We start from the raw sequence: 17,335 nt of genomic DNA, 5'->3' as shown, positions 1-17,335 counted from the left end.
TCGGGATAAATAATGACTTCAACAATATCAGTAAACAGTAACTTCCACAGTGGCAACATTGAACTTATTGAAGCTTCGGATTTCAATAATATTCGTTTAAGGATTCCAAAAGACACCAATTCTGAGTTTTTCCAGTGGTTTCATTTCGCGCTCCAAGGGTGCCAGGACCAGCAATCTCGACTCGTTTTCGAAAATGCGGACGAAGCAGCTTATGTTGACGGCTGGGATAATTATCAGGCCGTAGCATCTTATGATAGAAAAAACTGGTTTCGAGTGCCGACTACCTATACCAACGGTCAACTAGTGGTCAGCTTTACGCCAACACACAACAATGTATACATTGCTTACTTCACTCCCTATAGCGAAGAGCGTCATTTAGATTTAATAGCTTCTACGGCGATTGATCCACGCGTACAACAACACAACTTAGGTACAACAGCGCAAGGCCGAGACATTTCCCTACTCAAAATTGGCTCTTTGGAAGCGAATGCACTAAAAATCTGGATCACCGCTCGCCAACATCCAGGAGAAACAATGGCCGAGTGGTTTATTGAAGGATTATTAGAACGATTGCTAGATAATGCACAGCCAATAGGACGGCAACTGCTAGCAAGTTGTTGTTTTTATGTCGTACCAAACATGAATCCTGATGGTTCTGCACTAGGTAATCTTCGAGTTAATTCTAAAGGTATAAACTTAAATCGTGAATGGTTAGACCCAAGTATTGAGTCTAGTCCTGAAGTTTTGCATGTACGTAAGCTTATGCTTGATAGTGGCGTAGATATGTATTTTGATGTTCACGGTGATGAAGCGCTTCCCGTCAACTTTGTTGATGGTTGCCAAGGCGTCCCCAAATTTACAGATCAAATGGCGCAACTGGAGCAACGCTTTAAAAACGCTTATTTAAAAGCTAGTCCTGATTTCCAAATTGAGAAAGGATATGCACCTTCTCAATTCGGAGAAGCCAACTTAACGGTCGCAACTAAATGGGTCGGAAACGAATTTGGTTGCCTCGCATTTACCATTGAAATGCCCTTTAAAGATAATGAAAACCTACCCGATGAACAAGTGGGATGGTCAGCTGAGCGCTCAAAAATACTTGGCGCCGACTTACTAACACCGATTTATGAAGCCTTACAAAAAAAGTTTGATATGTAGCGCGAGCTTACCGCCCTTGTAAATATGGACACCGCAAACGAAAGTCCGCTTGCGGCCTAATTATCTATAAGATGATGCAGCTTTAATTGGTGGTCGTTTTACCTTGAGATAAATATCCATAAAAACAATAGACTATGGCTTCAAGGTGGCTGATCAAAGAGATCAAAAAAGTTTGCTGGTAACAATAACTCTGCCCCAAAGCCATAGTAAGGTAATGTCTTACTAAGCGCATATAGTGATTAGGCTTGCTTACATAGCTTTACCTTGAAGAGCCTCCAAACCACAGTAGATTGAAACGCAAATCACTAATACAACAACTTATACAGCTGCCTATATTGATAATTTAGGAGTATAACTCTAAACTAAGCCGTTTTTACACCTAGAGACAACATGAAGAAACTAATTGCTTTAACAAGCTTACTTTTGAGCCATAGTGCCATCGGTGCAACACAAGTCGGTCTTATGTTTGGTAGTGACAATGGGATCAGCGCAAAAGTAGATGACATACGAGTTAATGTAGGTTTCAACGAGTTTTCCATCAGTGGCGACAAACTTTTTGATTTCGACCAAAGTGAATATTTCTACTACGGATTTGGCGCGAAACTAAGCGACCATAAAAATCACAAGCTTGGAGCACGGGCAGTTTTTGGTGCCCAGACCATGGTTGAACAATTTAACTTCCATATCGAAGCACAACCTGTTGTTTACCTGGTCGATAGTATTGATGTAAAACTAGAATTCAGCGCGGGTGTTCGATATCAGTTCTAGTTTGATCTGATTACAGAATAGATGGTTGCGCGCCCTTAGTGAGGCGCTTTTGTCGCGTGATCTATTTAAGATTATATGGGTTAGTCGACAGTTGCTCAGAAATATAATTCATCAACAAACGTATGCGCGGATTAGTATGGACATCGTGATGACAAACCAGCCAGTATTCTAAACTAAGCGTATCTTTAAACACCTCTAGCTCTTTTATTTGTCTATATTGTTGTGCCAAACCTTTGTGCGTTGCTAGTACCCCTGCTCCAGACAACAATAATTGGATAGAAACTAGCAAGTTGTCACATCGAATTGCGAAGTTTTCTGGTTTAATTTTCCAACCTAATCGAGCAGCAGCCTCTATAGACTCGGTACTTTGATCAAAACCAATTAGGCTATGTTGAAGTAGTTGTTCCGGCGTTTTGGGTTCGCCATTTAGAGCGATGTAGTCATGGCTTGCGTAGAAGCTGAGCGGCAAATCTGGAAGTTTCTTTGCTACAAAGTCTGGCTGAGTCGGTGCAAACATTCTGATCGCTAAATCAGCTTCGCGTTTACTTAAGCTGCTAACACTATTGCTTACAACAAGCTCAATTTGAATGCGCGGGTACAGCCTTCTAAATTCACTTATAAGCCGAGGCATAACATAAAAAGCAATAATTTCATTAACCGAAATGCGGATTGTCCCACTTATATCTTGCTGCGAGCCTTGCACTGTTCGCAAAATCTGATCGGCGCCCTTACTCATTTGGCGCGCTGCATCTAAAAGCTTAAGGCCATGCTCACTTATTTCGATCCCTTGATTACTTCGTTTAAATAAGCTTAATTCTAATTGGTGCTCTAAGGTTGCGAGATTACGACTTAAAGTCGGTTGCGAGACACCAAGGCTAGCCGCTGCTTTATTAATTGACCCGTGTTCACTTAAGGCAATAAACCAACGTATCCACTCCCAATTTAGCTTATCCATGCTCGGCCTCGTTATTCATATTCAGATAACTACCATAGCATATTGGTCATTCCTTATGCTCTAAATTAAATGCATTGTATCCGTAACTTAACTGTGGAGGATAGAAACATGAATAACTCGAAGGTTTTCGTTTTAGGTGCAAACGGCAATTTTGGCTTAAGTATGCGCAAATCATTGGCTCAGCACCATTACCAGACTATTGCAATTAGCCGCAGTCAAACTAAGGATTTGGGCTTGCCCGGTGAAAGCTTAGTTCAAGCTGACGCCACTGCGCCTGAACTGTGGCCCCTCTCCCCAAAAAAAGGAGATGTACTTGTTTATGCGATAAATCCAAAATATTCACAATGGGAAAAATATGCCTTTGAGTATCTTGACCGGATTTGTCGATTGGCAGAAAGCAAACAATTGACTATTTGTTTTCCAGGAAATGTATATCACCTGCCGACGCATAGTAACCACGCTATCGATGAAACATTTGAGCCCCATCCTCGTACCCTACTAGGAGAGATACGATTAAGAATGGAGCAACGACTTCAACAAGCAAGCGCCAATGGCGCACAAGTTATAATCTTGCGTGCAGGCGACTTTATTGCACAAGATGACGAAACTGGCTCTAGTTGGTTTAGCCATTTGATTAGTTCGGCAAAGCGAAAAACGATAGTAAGAGTTCCGGAGAGTCCGCAGACCTTGCATACTTGGGCCTACTTACCGGATCTTAGCGAAAACTTCGTCCACTTGATTTCAAAACGCAAGCAACTAGGATCCTTTAACTGTTTTCATTATCAAGGACTCGAGTTTAATTTTAATCAGCTACTGCAAAGCTTAGACCTGCAACTGAAAATTAATGTTGGCAAAGGTCTCTGGTCTTGGACATTGCTTAAAGCCTTAGCTTTGGTTGACAAAAACATGATCGGTGTACTGCAAATGCGATATCTTTGGCAGCAACGCCTGGCACTTGACGACAGTAAGCTGCGGGCCTTACTTGAACCAGAGCAACTGTATCGACAATCATCCTTAGAAGACGTGCTAAGCGCGGTATTAACTGTAGAAACTTAAACACACACATAGAAAGTGTAAAATAAGCGGCGTTAAAGGCAGGGATAGACTCACGTAGTTCTAGCGGTATAATGTGCGCCACGTTTCCCGCTATGACAAACTATGAATCAACTTGAGCAAGTAAAACAATTCTTAGAAACACAACCGGCAAATCATAGAGTTGTTGAAATGATTCTAGACGAAAAAAAGGTATGGGTTAAGCGCAAACAACCTTTAGAAAATTGGCGCGACTATTATAAGGTAATAGTCACACCTGGTTTAAAGCGAGAAATTAAAGCTCTACAACTTCTCAATCGACAACAGCTCCCAGTCCCAAAACTTATAGTGTATTGCGACGAATTTTTTGCCAGCGAAGATTCAGGCCAAGCCTTACCGCGATATTTAGACGAAAATAGCTTAGATTTAACTCAGCGTGAACGAGTTTTCTATCAGGCTGGTTACGCTTTAGCTCAAATGCACCAACAAGGCTTTGCTCATGGCCGACCAGCATTACGCGACATCTGTTGGGACGAACATAAAATAACCTTTATCGATTTTGAAATGCACAGCGGTAAACCATGCAGTGCTTGGGATCAAAGTATAGATCTTCTCATTTTTTTACACGGACTATATTATTCATTAGAAGATGGCGCCCCTGAAGCAAATGCTGCAATTCAGGGCTATATTGATAATCAAGGCTATACTCGCTTCACGAAACTGCAGAAAAAAGTTGCCCATTTCGCTTGGGTATTACCCTTGCTAGACAAGCTAAAAGGTATCGCAGGCCGGGACTTACGCCAAGCAACTCCAGCACTAAAACTTATGCTAAAAAACTGGTCTTAATGGCAAGACTTTGACTATTAACAAGATATGTCACAAAATAATCATCTAATGTAGTCCCCCCTTATTTAGCGTTCGTCTGGTCAGAGTTGTTAATTACTGGCAAGCCCCCTATTATCCAGCGCAATTACATTGCGCTGCGTTATAAAACACTATTCCTCTTATATTACGCGCAGCTCATCTAAAACAGGGATCTGTAATGAGTCTATCCAAACAAACCTTATGTTTAACTGCCCTCGCTATAGCTTGTGGTCAAGCCAGTGCTGCCGGATTTCAAGTTAACGCGCAATCAGCCGCTGGTCTTGGCCGTGCGATGGCCGGTGACGCCGTAATTGCTGATAATGCCTCGGTCTTATCACGCAACCCAGCCGCCATGGCTTTGTTTGACCAAAAAGAACTATCCGTTGGTGCAACCTATGCGGATATCAGTGTTGATGTACAAGATGTTGCTTACGCCGGTGGGCCAACAATTGGTTCTGAATCAAATGCAGCTGATAATAAAGTGATTCCTAACATTTACTATATTCAGCCTATCAACGAGAAATGGGCTTATGGTCTAGCTGCATTTACAAATTATGGAACAGGTACCGACGTATCATCATTGGCTAACAATAACCCTTTGGCTCCGGCAGATTTACTGGGTGTTACTAATATTACAACCATGAATTTGAATGCGAGTGTTTCTTATCGCATTACCGAACAATGGAGTCTTGGTTTTGGCATCGATGCGCTTTACGGTAGCGGTGAACTAACTCGAGAGTCCGCTATTCCTCAAGTAGGGAAATTGATTAATGTCGATGCTGATGGCTGGGATATTGGGGGTATTGTTGGTACAACTTTTGAGCTTAATCCAAACCACCGCTGGGGTATGAGCTATCGCGCTAGTCCCAAATTTAAAGCATCAGGGACAGTTGACTTTGGTGGAGTGTCTTTTGACGACATAAACATTCCCGTGCCAAGTATTTTCCAAATCGCTGGTTTTCATCAACTTAACGAGACATGGGCAGTACATTACACAGCTCAACATACCTCGTGGAGTGATTTTGACAAAATTACTGTCTCCGGCAACGGTATTGAACCAACTTTAAAAGAATATAACTGGAAAGATTCTTGGTTATATAGTGTCGGCGGAACATACACCCTTAGCCCACAATGGACACTACGTGCTGGCTATATGTTTGATAACGGAGTCGTCGGCGAAACCAGTTCAATTTCTATCCCCGACTCTGATCGCCAGTGGTATACCGGCGGCGCAACATATGCGTTTAATGCTAAGCAGAGTGTAGATTTAGGTATTGCTGTGGTACGCGGGAAAAACGTTACGGTTAATGAAGAATCTGCCTTCCCACCACCTGCGGGAAGCACAGTTACCGCCCAAACTCGCTCAGATGCGGTTTACTACTCGATGAGTTACAACCATAAGTTCTAAGCTTGAACAATAGAGTCCGAACTAATGTTTGGACTCTGCATTCTACTGATAAACCTTTCTTCTAAGCGCTAAAGCCACTATTATTCGCACAAATTTGTTTTAAAAACGTTTGTGAATCTTCCCATGTTATTAAAAACCATAGATAAAGAGCGTTATCGCCGTAATTCTCGTAACGTCTACTTTGCTATAGTTGCTTGGTTGATATTAGTAACCTTAGCGAGCTCTACTGCTTTCATCTACTTGTTTTCTGACCCACAAAATGACAATTTCATTTATAATTTAGCTGGTGTTGTGACAGCAGTGCTGGGTCTGTTAGTTATTTGGTCACAACTGAAAAGTCGCAGCTATCTCGCTGATATTGAATATATTCGACAATTAAAATCCTTACTCAACCGTATTAATCGTAAGCTTGCAAAACTTGAGAAGGCAGCTAAGACCGGTGATATAAACGCTTTTATAAGCCTTGATTATAGCTACAAAGCCAGTCGCTTGATTTGGGAATTAGATAACAATACCTTGCTGATGTCTGAGCTGCAGATCCGAGAACAAAAATTAAGCGACGGCTTAGCCAAATTCAATTTAAGCATCGACGATAAACAATTTAACCCGGAAATGCTCAGCGCGTACTAATCGCAATTTAGTCAAGGCCTTCTGCGGCATCTAGAGCATGTATGGCTTGTATTCGAGTGCACTGCCCATGCTGCATAACTTGACTCACACTTAGATTCGGTTGTTGCTTAAGCAATGCCTTTAAGCGCAGCATTATTGCTTGCTGCTGTGACATTTCTGTCTCGCTACTGTGATGGTGTTGGGCGAAGTATTCTCTAAGCGACTCTAAATGTGACTGCTCCACCTTGGTTAATTCAGCTAAAGCACTTCTAACCTGCTTTAACACCCAAACTATTTGCGCTTCATTACTACTCTCAAAAGCTGCTAACACGATGAGCAATTGCTCACGTTTCGCCGTTAACTTCCAATTACGGCTGCGGCGTATCCGGCTTAATCGACAGTCAAAATCCAAAAACTTGTCTTTTAAGTCTGCTACAGAACCAAATTTTCTAACCAAGGAAGGTAGACTTACCGATATCGGCTCAAGCCGTTGTGTATCAGTCACTTAAACAGCCCTTTTTTAAACGTTAATCTAGACAATCGTCATCTCGCACTATATTTGTGTGATATTGATCACATTTTTATTGTGATCTACATCACGTTTGGTATACTTCATTTAAGCAAGAATATATATCATTTATGAGGTCATTATGTTTAAAAATATAGGCGCATTCGCTCAAGCTGTTTTAGTATCTATTAATGAATTCCACGATGCTAACTTACCTGCAGACCAAAAAGACGACTCTCGTTTTCGTTAATTTTTTCTGGCTACAATTGTTTCTAAAAAGGTGCTTATAGCACCTTTTTTGTTTGCTTAAACTAGTACTTCTATACTTTGACTAACTGTCCTATTCCGCTAAGGCTTACGAGCTGCTCACGGCTGAGCAATCCGTAAGCTTCTTCACAACAAAATTCCACTGTAGTTCTAGCTTGTCCATATACCTCAAGTCCGGTTTCACTTAAAACCACCAAACTTTGGCGCGCGTCTCTTGGATTACTGGTCTTATCTATTAAATTATTTTTTTCCATTGGTGCTAATAAGCGGGTGATACCCGATGCGCTTAATGCGATTGATTGCGCTAGTAGAATTCGACTAGTGGCTTGTGGATGTACTTTCGCCAATTGATCCATTATTTGGAATTCAGTGAAGCTTATCCCGTGAACGCTAAGATTGTTGTCTAGTTTTCTACTAAACAAACTTGCCATTAGTTGTTGATCTAATGCCAGTTTCATCAAATTTGTTGGTGTCATGTCCTTTCCTTGCTATATGCTTGATAAGTCAAGTATATAGCAAGCACTTCCGTTTTCAACCGTTTAAACAGCTTCTTCACACAAAATTAATCGTCCACACTGCGCTGTTCAATAATTCCGCTGGCTACCAATTGAGAGAGTAATTCTTGGGTATGATGACGAAACTCGTCTCGTAATAGTCGAACACTCGACGTTATCGACTGGCGACTAGGACAAACTAACCACAATTCTGTTGGCTCTACCCAGTAATCAGTCATTATTGGAACGACTTCCCCGGAAAGAAGTTCGTGTGACATGTCAAGACAAGACTTTAACGCTACCCCCTTCCCTGCTACGCACCAACGGCGAACCAAATCGCCGTCATTGGATGAGCGGTTACCACTTAGCTTAACCTTATGCACAGCGCCATTTTTATGAAACTGCCATTCATCTTGGGTTAGGTCATATAACTTATACAACAAAGCATTGTGCTGTTTAAGTTCATTTGGTTGTGTTGGCGCCCCACAACTTTCAAGGTAACTTGGGCTTGCGCACAGCAGTCTAGGGACCTTACATATTTTAAAACCATAAACATTAGCTTCACTTGGAGAACCGTATCTTAAAGCCATGTCGACTGAATCCCTGTAGAAATCGATCCGACTGTCACTGATATTGGCACTGAGTTTCAACAGCGGATAGGACTGCATAAACTGATCGAGCCAAGGGATGACCAAATTACGTCCAAGATCCGACGACAAAGCAATTCGAAGCTCACCATCTAATATCCCTTGCTCATCTTTCATTGATTGTTTGGCTTGTTCAAGTACTTGAAGGGCTTGCGCGCATTGAGGTAAGTATCGCTCCCCTGCGGGTGACAAGCGCAAATGACGTGTCGTTCTAACAAACAGTTCACAAGCCAAGCTTTGCTCTACCCGTTTAACAGCAGCGCTTGCAGTTGCTGTACGCATATTTAGGTGTGTTGCAGCGCCGGTAATGCTTCGAAACTCAGCAACTTTTAGAATAACGACAAGGTCTTCGAGCAACATAATTAACAATCCAAATTTGATAATATGTAATTTATTATACATAAAACCCGTAGGTCTGTTGTGTTCAGACCTAAAACGATTGTGATTAAAACGTTTAGCTACAAATTGCTAGACACTTATAGGGTTACAAGTCGCTTCGCTGCTGTGATGCTAAGCCTACCTTCGAGTACATCAGATAGCTAGGCTGCGGTATACATGTAGGATTTTAACGAGAAAAACGACACTAAAATGAGGGAAATAATGGTAAGTACTTACAATTGGTTCAGCTCAACTTTATATGCTTAAGCTCTAACGCGCCCTTAAACATTGCCTTTCCGTTGAACTACTGTAACCTTGCCTAACATTCTCGTTTTGTCACTTATCCATGATGATTGGCTTAGCGCCCAAGTTTTGAGGCAAGCTAATGACCGATCTGCGTTTACGCTATCAAACTATTGAGTTTGGTAACGTCGATATCCATCTTTGTAGTCTTCGTAATAAAAATGAATTTTCTGACCCCGATGGTATCGCCGAAAAACTCGGTATTTGCGATGCAGCATGGCCTATTTTTGGTGTGGTTTGGCCCTCAAGTATGGTACTAGCGCACTACATCGTTGATTATGCGACTGACTCTAAGCGAATACTAGAAATTGGGTGCGGTATGGCACTCTCTAGCCTAGTTCTGAATAAACAAGATGCAGATATCACTGCTACCGATTACCATCCAGAAGTACAAAAATTCTTGCAACGAAATACCCTGCTAAACGGTGATGCTAACATCACCTTCGAACGGGTTGATTGGAACAACAGTGCGGACACTCTTGGAAAATTTGATTTGATTATCGGCAGTGATCTTTTGTACGAAGATGAGCACATCGATCTTTTAGCAAATTTTATTGAATCTCATGCAAATCCAGAATGCGAAGTCATAATTGTAGATCCCGGTCGCGGACGGAAAAATAAGTTAAGTAACAAAATGGCTGCTTTTGGTTTTTCATTCACTCAGAAGAAACCAATTCACACCAAATACCTAGAACAAGAATTCAAAGGTTTTATTTTGAAGTATCAACGATTAGAAGTAACCGTCTAAAAATGTACCTACTTATTAATACATATCTCGCGACAATAATCCTTTAGTGTCAAAATCTAGAAATGAAGCCCGATATCGCTAATAGCGAAGCTGCTACGTCATTTATAGTAATAGACTCATCCGGGTGGTGACTTATACCGCCTTTACAGCGTACAAATAGCATGGCTGTTGGCACTACATCGGCAAAAACCATCGCATCATGCCCTGCTCCTGAAGGCAATACTAAACCCTTGTGACCTAAACTCTCTAAGACCTCAACAATAATTTTTGTCAGTTTAGGATCACACGCTACCGCGGCTGCGTCATGGCTTTGCTCTATGCTAATAGTAATACCTAAGCTAAGTGCTTTTTCGCTGAGGTTTTGTAAAAGTTCTTGTGCCAAACTCAAACGACTAGGGTCCGATAGGCTGCGTATATCCAGACTTAACTCAACCTTTCCGGGTATAACATTTACTCCACCTGGACTTACCTTTAAACGACCAACGGTTGCAACAACCGGATGCTCTGTACCAACCGTTGCCAGTACTTTTTGGTTTAGCTCGGCAATCCAAGTACTTGCTAAAACTAAGGGGTCGCTACGCATTTGCATCGGAACTGTACCAGCATGACCAGCTTTACTTGTTAAGCTAATATTAAAACGACTTGCGCCGGCTATTCCACTCACTGCTGCCAAGGCTTGTTGTTTTGCTTCAAGTACCGGTCCCTGTTCAATATGAGTTTCCATATAAGCAAGGATACTTACTGGGTCAATAGTAGAACTAGCCACCGCTTTACTATCAAGGCCAAAGTCCTCAAGAGCATGCGCAAGGCATATTCCATTGTTATCCTTTAAGTCCAACCACGACTCTTTCCATTTTCCTGCAATCGCTGAGCTACCAAGCAAAGTCGCCCCAAAGCGCGTTCCTTCTTCATCCCCAAATGCTACAACATCAATATGAAAAGCAAAACTAGCCCCCTGCTCTTTCAAACTTTGTAATAGTACCAAGGGAGCAAGAATACCGAGCATTCCGTCATATTTCCCACCGTTAGGAACAGTATCGCTATGTGAACCCAGAATTAAACGCTTTGCATCCAAATTAGCACAGGGCAATCTAAGCCATTGATTGCCTGCTTGATCACTCCAATGCTCTAAACCAAATTTAAGCGCCCATTCTTGTAACTGTTGATTGGTTTGTTGATGCTCCGGGCTTAAATAACGGCGATCGACAATTCCTTTAGTTTGCGTAAAACTAGCAAGGGTTTCACAATAACCCATCACTCGTTTTGCAAGCAGTTCTGCTTGTGTATCATTCAAATGAAAAGCCATTTATGAACCCTCTAAGTAAAACGCACTTGCCACTTGATATGCCGCGCCCTTGTGAACCACAGCCCCAGCTTGTACCAACAGGGCTTCTAAAGCCACCAGCGTAAGCAGCACTGTATCAAGTCGAGCGTTGTAACCCATAGTGCCTATTCGCCAAATTTTGCCATGTAAAGGTCCAAAGGAAGTCCCGATTTCTATATTAAATTGGTTTAGCATCGCCATGCGAATAGCGTCACCGTTGACTTCAGAGGGAATCACCACACCAACAACATTGTTCATTTTGTGCGCTTGGTCACCAAAAAGATTCAAGCCCATGGCTCTTAGTCCCGCAGCCATTGCCCCACCTGCTAACTGATGGCGCTTAATAACCTCGTCAAGACCTTCTTCTAGATTCAATTGAGCGCATTCGCGAGCCGCATACAACATGCTGGTCGCTTCTGTGTGATGATTTAGTCGCTCTTCTCCCCAGTAATCAAGGATCATTCCCAAGTCAAAGTAATTTGATGAAATACGGCTTGCCGATCCACTTTGATGGGATTGGGTCCGAATCCCGGCTTCAACATGTTTTCGTTTACGGATTAATTCCACAGCGTTTGGGCTTAAGGTAATTGGTGCTGAGCCAGATGGCCCCCCTAAGCATTTTTGTAAGCCTACTGACACCGCGTCTAATTGCCATAAGTCGGTTTCAAAAGGGTTGCCTACAATCGAAGCTGTCGCATCACTGTAAAAAAGCACCCCATGTTTTTTACAAATTTCTCCTATCCCCTGCAAGGGTTGCAGCATTGTGGTTGAAGTGTCGCCTTGGACCAATGCAAGCAATTTTGGTTTATGCTTGATAATTGCTTGTTCAACCGCGGAATCAGAAACGACCGTACCCCACTCAACCTCAAAACTTATTACCTGAGCGCCAGCACGTTGAGCAATCTCGCTTAACAAATGCCCAAAACGGCCAAATATTGGTACCAATACGGTATCGCCTGGCTCAATTAAAGAAACGAGTACTGCTTCAATCCCAGCTCTAGATGTACCATCAACCAACACCGTTGCATCGTTTTTGGTTTTAAAGACCTGACGGTAAAGCTCCATGGTTTGATTCATGTAGTTCGTCATTGCTGGGTCATACTGACCAATAAGTTGATTACTTAAAGCGCGTAATACCCGTGGGTATGCACTGATAGGACCCGGTCCCATGAGCATCCGCGGTGGCGCGGACAAATGTTCAAAAGTTTGCATCGACACTTCCTTGGTCAAATTTAAAAAGCTTGTAACAACATGCGTATCCCAGTAAACGCTAACACCAAGGCGAATACCTTTTTTAGCTTGGCACTATCAAGCTGCTTTCCAATACGCGCTCCGATGGGAGAGAAATAAACAGTTAACGGAACAATACAGACAAATCCCAACCAGTTGACCAATCCATAGTTACCAATTGGCGCGTCAATGGGTACATTGCCTGCTAGCAACATGGTTGCGACACCTGGTAAAGCAATCAGAAGTCCAACAGCTGCAGCGGTGCCAACGGCGCGATGAGCCGGATAATTAAAAGCGGTTAAGGTCGGTACTGTAAGCGTCCCCCCACCTATACCAACCATGACACTTAAAAAGCCAATGCAGCTACCCATTATCCCTTGCCCAAACTTACCTGGTAGGGCATTTGCCACCGGCGCTGCATTAGAGCGCAACAGCATATTTAGTGCTGAAATGGTGGCTACAATGCCAAACAACCCGCTCAGCCACGCACCGCCAACTTTACTCACCAACAAGCTGCCAGCAACAACCCCTATGACTATAAAAGCGGATAACCACCTCAACAGCAGCCAATCAACATTGCCATTTGCATGATGAGCTTTTATTGAACTGATAGACGTGGGTACAATGGTAGCCAGTGAGGTCGTCGTGGCAATTACCATGGCTGAAGTAGCGCTTACGCCAAAATATTGAAATATGTAATACAACACTGGCACGATGACAATGCCCCCTCCCACACCGAGCAATCCAGCTAACAATCCTGCTATTATTCCGGTACTTACTAAGGCTAAAAATACCGGTAGTACACTTAAAATTTGGTCCATTACTTTTCATTATTCCTATAAAATCAGTGGGAAAGTCGTGGGTACTACTAATCAACAATTAGTACAGACTATCTTAAAGGCAATCTATTTGATTACGATTGCAGCACCATCGCTACGTGGGTCGGTCGCAGCGGTACTGTCATTATCTTTTATATGTATTGCTCCCGCATGCCCAAAAAATTCAGCAAAATCTGCTGCCGCCACAGCATCATGGCCCTGCTCTAGCAGTTTTGTGCCAAGCCTTTCATAAAGCGACTGCTCAAGTTTTAGGTTGTCTTGCGATTTACCCCAAGTTTTACCTAGCAACCAACGGGGTGCTGCGATTGCATTAGACAAGCTAAACTCTTGAAGTAAATATCGCCAAATTATTGCGGCTTGAGTTTGCGGCTGTCCTTCGCCACCCATGGTTCCGTATATCAGTCTGCTATTATCATCTAATATTGCTAAGGGAGGGTTCAAAGTGTGCATAGGCTGATGACCGGGCTTTATTGAATTTGGATGTTCAGGGTTGTTATTAAACCCTAAGCAGCGATTATTCCAGACGACCCCTGTTTCAGGGTTAACCAATCCCGAACCAAACTCCCAATAAATACTTTGTATATAACTTACGGCTAAACCATTTTTATCGACAGCTCCCATCCAGACCGTGTCACCAGTTGGTCCTGGATTTGGCCAAGCTTGAGCCTGTTCAGATATAGAAGTAAATTGTTCGTTTAACTGCGTTGCATTCAAGCGAAGCTTGATATCACCATCACAATCTGTTGAGTCACTCAGTTGTTCATTTCGCCAGTTGAACGCTATTTTTACAGCTTCTATCAGTGTATGTAACGCTAATTGCTCCCCCTGCTGCGTCAACCAAAAAGACTTAGGCTTTGTAGTTGTGGTCACTAGTTGATTTAATATACCGATAATATTTAATGAGCTACCACCTTGTGTAGGAGCTCCCATGTTATAAAACTTCCCCCAGATTGTTTCTAGTTCTAACGCTTCACACCAAAACGCTTTTGTTTTCTCCAAGTCTCGAATGGTTATTGGACTTCCTTGTTTATAAAGGTAATCAGCATTCTTTTTCGCGAGCTCTCCACTGGACCAATCACTAAAGCCCCGTTCACTTAGATCTCGAAAGGTATTTGCTATCGCTGGAAGCTTCATTATGTCACCCGTTTCATAGGGTTTTGAGCCATTAAAAAACACCTTCGAAAAATCTTTGCTTGGATAATCAACGGCAAGTTTAATTAAGGCATTGTGGAGCGACTCGCTAACAGGGAATCCATTTCTAGCTAAGTCAATTGCTGGTGACAGCAATTGACTTAGTGTTAATTGTCCGGGATAGCGTATTAAGGCTTCGTTCCAACCTGAAACAGCTCCGGCTGTTGTTAGGGCAACTTTTGGGCCCCTCAGGTGATCGCCGAACTCAACGCCATCTAGATTAGCGGCTGCGTGACCGGCTGCATTTAACCCCACAGGCATTTCACCAGGTTTGTGGATCAGCCAAAAGCCGTCCCCTCCAGGGTTGGTCATATGTGGGTAAACAACACTTAAAGTGCTTGCCATTGCGATACAAGCTTCAATGGCATTTCCCCCACTTTTTAGGATCTTCTCACCAGATTGTGCTGCTAGAAAGTGCGGCGCTGTAACAGCGGCTTGATAAGCCATCTTATTATCCTTATTTGTTACTATTTATATCGAATCAGATATGTCGTCAGTAAGTGTAAAAATGCGGTCTGCAAAACGTATTAAGTCACTATCACATCCATATCTGCCCAATAAACTGAGACCTAGTGGTAATCCTTTTATAGAAATTGCCGGACATTGAAGTTGTGGCCAAGCGCTTAAGCCAGCAATTGAAGTCAAGGAAAGCAATACATTACGCTGTTCTACTTGTGCTTTGCTGGTTAGATCAATGCGCGGTGCAATGCTTGGGACTGTCGGCATTAGTAATGAACAGCCATCGGGCAGCCAGCGATCTTGGTGATCTACCCATAAGTTAAACAAAGCTTCCGCGTCAGCAAGCTGCTGGTCAGTTATGCTCTGCCCCCATTGAAGCCTTTGTGCAGTATCTTCGCCGAAGCTATCTAGATTGTCAGCCAACCAATGGCCATGACATTGCCAAATAGAATGAGCCTGTAGAATTGAGAAACATTGACGACGCTGATCAGCATTTAAGATTGGTGACGGTATTTGGTGTTTAGGCCCATCGAAAGCCTCATAAACAGATTTTGCATGGTCCTTTAATTGTTGCTCCACCCCGTACCAAACTGATTCACACCACACCAAAGTATTGATTGGTGACTGCGATGGGATTAGTTTACTACCATCGAACAATGCTTGATAAGCTTTGTCTAGCGCAACAAGATCTCGGCACAAAACTCCAACCGTATCAAAACGAGGCGCTAAAGGCAGCATGCCTTGGGTTGATATACGTCCAAAACTCGGCCTCAAACCATACAGACCACAGTAACTAGCGGGAACACGAATTGAACCCCCAGTATCGGTGGCTAAGCCAATGTCCGATTCATCTAAGGACACCGATATTGCAGCACCTGAACTGGATCCACCGCTAAGCCGGTTTTTGTCTAAGGGGTGCAGGGAATAACCATAATGCTCGTTATATCCAGCCAATGAGTAGGCTAATTCGTCTAGCTGAGTTTTATGAGCTAGCTGTACCCCTTGAGCCACAAGCAAGTCAACAGCCTTGGCGTTACGAGTAGCAGTTTTGGCATGTGCCAACCAAAGTGGCGAACCAGCACCGGTTTTGTGCCCAACGACATCAAATAAATCTTTAACGCTAAGCCTATAGTCACAAAGTGTACCTTGGGTATTCGTTCTTATCTGGTCGCTTATATCACCTACGCTATAGTCTTGAAGCTTAATCATGCTTTATCCAACCAATGTTGCGCAATTTGTTCACGTTTGGCATACCAAACACCTTCAAATTGCTGGGTATATTGAATAAAACGCCTTAAGGCAGCCAAGCGGGCTGGACGACCAATTATGCGGCAGTGAAGCCCGATGCTAAGCATTTTGGCCTGCGTTTCACCTTCGGCATAGAGTTCATCAAATGCGTCTTTCAAGTAGCAGAAAAATTGGTCGCCACTATTAAAACCTTGCGCGGCTGCAAAACGCATATCGTTGGTATCAAGTGTGTAAGGCACCATTAGCAAGGGCTTGCTGTAATTCTTGTCCCAATAAGGTAAATCATCCGCATAGCTGTCAGCGCAATACATGATGTCGTCACGCTCTGCTATTAATTTCAATGTATGCGGGCTCGTACGCCCTGTATACCACCCTTTAGGTTTTTCACCCGTCAGTTGCTGGTGGATAGCAACAGCTTGCTCAATGTGTTCTCGCTCTTGCTGTTCGGTAAAGTCCTGATAGCTAATCCAACGTAAGCCATGGCAGGCAATTTCCCAGTTTGATTTCAACATAGCGCTTACAATTTCAGGGTTTTTTTCTAATGCAGTAGCAACACCAAATACGGTTACGGGGATTTTGTAGTGCTGAAATAGACGATGCAAACGCCAAAATCCAGCCCGGCTACCATATTCATAGATTGATTCCATACTCAAATGACGATCGGGGAAGGACTGTGCACCTATAATTTCAGACAAAAAGGCTTCAGATCCCTTATCTCCATGCAACACACTATTCTCTCCACCTTCCTCGTAATTAATAACAAATTGGAGCGCTATTTTGGCATTGTTTGGCCAGTTAGGCTTTGGGGGCGTTTGGCCATAGCCAATCAAGTCACGCGGATAGTTTGTCGTCATTACTCTTCCTTGATTGCTTGTTATACACCTTTGAACTGAGCTGTTATGCAT

At 42.9% G+C, this 17,335-nt stretch carries 17 protein-coding genes; 7 read left to right on the top strand and 10 right to left on the bottom strand.

The window, feature by feature from the left end; translation table 11 throughout:
* Nucleotides 1-24: 24 nt before the first annotated feature.
* Complete coding sequence (locus DBZ36_RS05485) at nucleotides 25-1,158, top strand: M14 family metallopeptidase (RefSeq protein ID WP_199711807.1); 1,134 nt, start codon at nucleotides 25-27, stop codon at nucleotides 1,156-1,158.
* A 390-nt stretch (nucleotides 1,159-1,548) separates the two neighbouring features.
* Complete coding sequence (locus DBZ36_RS05480; protein WP_120353915.1) at nucleotides 1,549-1,926, top strand: hypothetical protein; 378 nt, start codon at nucleotides 1,549-1,551, stop codon at nucleotides 1,924-1,926.
* A 61-nt stretch (nucleotides 1,927-1,987) separates the two neighbouring features.
* Here the strand turns inward: DBZ36_RS05480 and DBZ36_RS05475 are convergent, their stop codons facing one another.
* Nucleotides 1,988-2,881, bottom strand: coding sequence for a LysR family transcriptional regulator (locus DBZ36_RS05475; protein ID WP_120353914.1), 894 nt, complete (start codon nucleotides 2,879-2,881; stop codon nucleotides 1,988-1,990).
* 108 nt (nucleotides 2,882-2,989) lie between these two features.
* Between DBZ36_RS05475 and DBZ36_RS05470 the strand changes: the two genes are divergently transcribed.
* The 4 genes from DBZ36_RS05470 to DBZ36_RS05455 all read left to right on the top strand — a co-directional run bounded on the left by DBZ36_RS05470 (nucleotide 2,990) and on the right by DBZ36_RS05455 (nucleotide 6,815).
* The gene (locus DBZ36_RS05470) at nucleotides 2,990-3,937 is read left to right on the top strand and encodes a Rossmann-fold NAD(P)-binding domain-containing protein (protein ID WP_120353913.1); all 948 of its coding nucleotides are present in this window, start codon (nucleotides 2,990-2,992) and stop codon (nucleotides 3,935-3,937) included.
* A 102-nt stretch (nucleotides 3,938-4,039) separates the two neighbouring features.
* The gene (locus DBZ36_RS05465) at nucleotides 4,040-4,759 is read left to right on the top strand and encodes a lipopolysaccharide kinase InaA family protein (protein ID WP_120353912.1); all 720 of its coding nucleotides are present in this window, start codon (nucleotides 4,040-4,042) and stop codon (nucleotides 4,757-4,759) included.
* Between the two features lie 196 nt (nucleotides 4,760-4,955).
* A complete protein-coding gene (locus tag DBZ36_RS05460) occupies nucleotides 4,956-6,185 on the top strand; it encodes an OmpP1/FadL family transporter (protein ID WP_120353911.1) in 1,230 nt (409 codons plus the stop codon).
* Between the two features lie 123 nt (nucleotides 6,186-6,308).
* On the top strand, nucleotides 6,309-6,815 hold the full coding sequence (locus DBZ36_RS05455) for a DUF3087 family protein (RefSeq protein WP_120353910.1): 507 nt from the start codon (nucleotides 6,309-6,311) through the stop codon (nucleotides 6,813-6,815).
* A 7-nt stretch (nucleotides 6,816-6,822) separates the two neighbouring features.
* Here the strand turns inward: DBZ36_RS05455 and DBZ36_RS05450 are convergent, their stop codons facing one another.
* From DBZ36_RS05450 to DBZ36_RS05440, 3 genes are all read right to left on the bottom strand, one after another.
* Nucleotides 6,823-7,299, bottom strand: coding sequence for a ribosome recycling factor family protein (locus tag DBZ36_RS05450; RefSeq protein WP_120353909.1), 477 nt, complete (start codon nucleotides 7,297-7,299; stop codon nucleotides 6,823-6,825).
* A 323-nt stretch (nucleotides 7,300-7,622) separates the two neighbouring features.
* Complete coding sequence (locus DBZ36_RS05445; protein WP_120353908.1) at nucleotides 7,623-8,045, bottom strand: MarR family winged helix-turn-helix transcriptional regulator; 423 nt, start codon at nucleotides 8,043-8,045, stop codon at nucleotides 7,623-7,625.
* Nucleotides 8,046-8,131: 86 nt separating this feature from the next.
* Nucleotides 8,132-9,070, bottom strand: coding sequence for a LysR family transcriptional regulator (locus tag DBZ36_RS05440; protein WP_120353907.1), 939 nt, complete (start codon nucleotides 9,068-9,070; stop codon nucleotides 8,132-8,134).
* Nucleotides 9,071-9,473: 403 nt separating this feature from the next.
* Here DBZ36_RS05440 and DBZ36_RS05435 point away from each other — a divergent pair, with 403 nt between their 5' ends.
* Nucleotides 9,474-10,139, top strand: coding sequence for a class I SAM-dependent methyltransferase (locus DBZ36_RS05435; RefSeq protein WP_120353906.1), 666 nt, complete (start codon nucleotides 9,474-9,476; stop codon nucleotides 10,137-10,139).
* Between the two features lie 49 nt (nucleotides 10,140-10,188).
* Here the strand turns inward: DBZ36_RS05435 and DBZ36_RS05430 are convergent, their stop codons facing one another.
* The 6 genes from DBZ36_RS05430 to puuE form a co-directional block, all read right to left on the bottom strand.
* Nucleotides 10,189-11,445 carry an allantoate amidohydrolase gene (locus DBZ36_RS05430; RefSeq protein WP_120353905.1) on the bottom strand — a complete coding sequence of 419 codons (1,257 nt, stop codon included), beginning with the start codon at nucleotides 11,443-11,445 and terminating at the stop codon, nucleotides 10,189-10,191.
* Nucleotides 11,446-12,675 carry a pyridoxal-phosphate-dependent aminotransferase family protein gene (locus DBZ36_RS05425; RefSeq protein WP_120353904.1) on the bottom strand — a complete coding sequence of 410 codons (1,230 nt, stop codon included), beginning with the start codon at nucleotides 12,673-12,675 and terminating at the stop codon, nucleotides 11,446-11,448. It abuts the gene before it with no gap.
* A 20-nt stretch (nucleotides 12,676-12,695) separates the two neighbouring features.
* Nucleotides 12,696-13,514, bottom strand: a complete 819-nt coding sequence (locus DBZ36_RS05420; protein WP_120353903.1) for a sulfite exporter TauE/SafE family protein — start codon at nucleotides 13,512-13,514, stop codon at nucleotides 12,696-12,698.
* Between the two features lie 84 nt (nucleotides 13,515-13,598).
* Nucleotides 13,599-15,170, bottom strand: coding sequence for a gamma-glutamyltransferase family protein (locus DBZ36_RS05415; RefSeq protein ID WP_120353902.1), 1,572 nt, complete (start codon nucleotides 15,168-15,170; stop codon nucleotides 13,599-13,601).
* A gap of 24 nt (nucleotides 15,171-15,194) precedes the next feature.
* The gene (locus tag DBZ36_RS05410) at nucleotides 15,195-16,391 is read right to left on the bottom strand and encodes an amidase family protein (protein WP_120353901.1); all 1,197 of its coding nucleotides are present in this window, start codon (nucleotides 16,389-16,391) and stop codon (nucleotides 15,195-15,197) included.
* Nucleotides 16,388-17,284 (bottom strand): allantoinase PuuE, encoded by an 897-nt coding sequence (puuE, locus tag DBZ36_RS05405; RefSeq protein WP_120353900.1) that lies wholly within the window; start codon nucleotides 17,282-17,284, stop codon nucleotides 16,388-16,390. The genes DBZ36_RS05410 and puuE overlap by 4 nt, the downstream gene beginning before the upstream one ends.
* Between the last annotated feature and the right edge of the window lie 51 nt (nucleotides 17,285-17,335).

Origin of the sequence: Alginatibacterium sediminis (assembly GCF_003610775.1) — a bacterium.
Taxonomy (GTDB): Bacteria; Pseudomonadota; Gammaproteobacteria; order Enterobacterales; family Celerinatantimonadaceae; genus Alginatibacterium; species Alginatibacterium sediminis.
The sequence above is the reverse complement of the archived record's forward strand: the minus strand, read 5'-3'. Positions and strand labels throughout refer to the sequence as shown.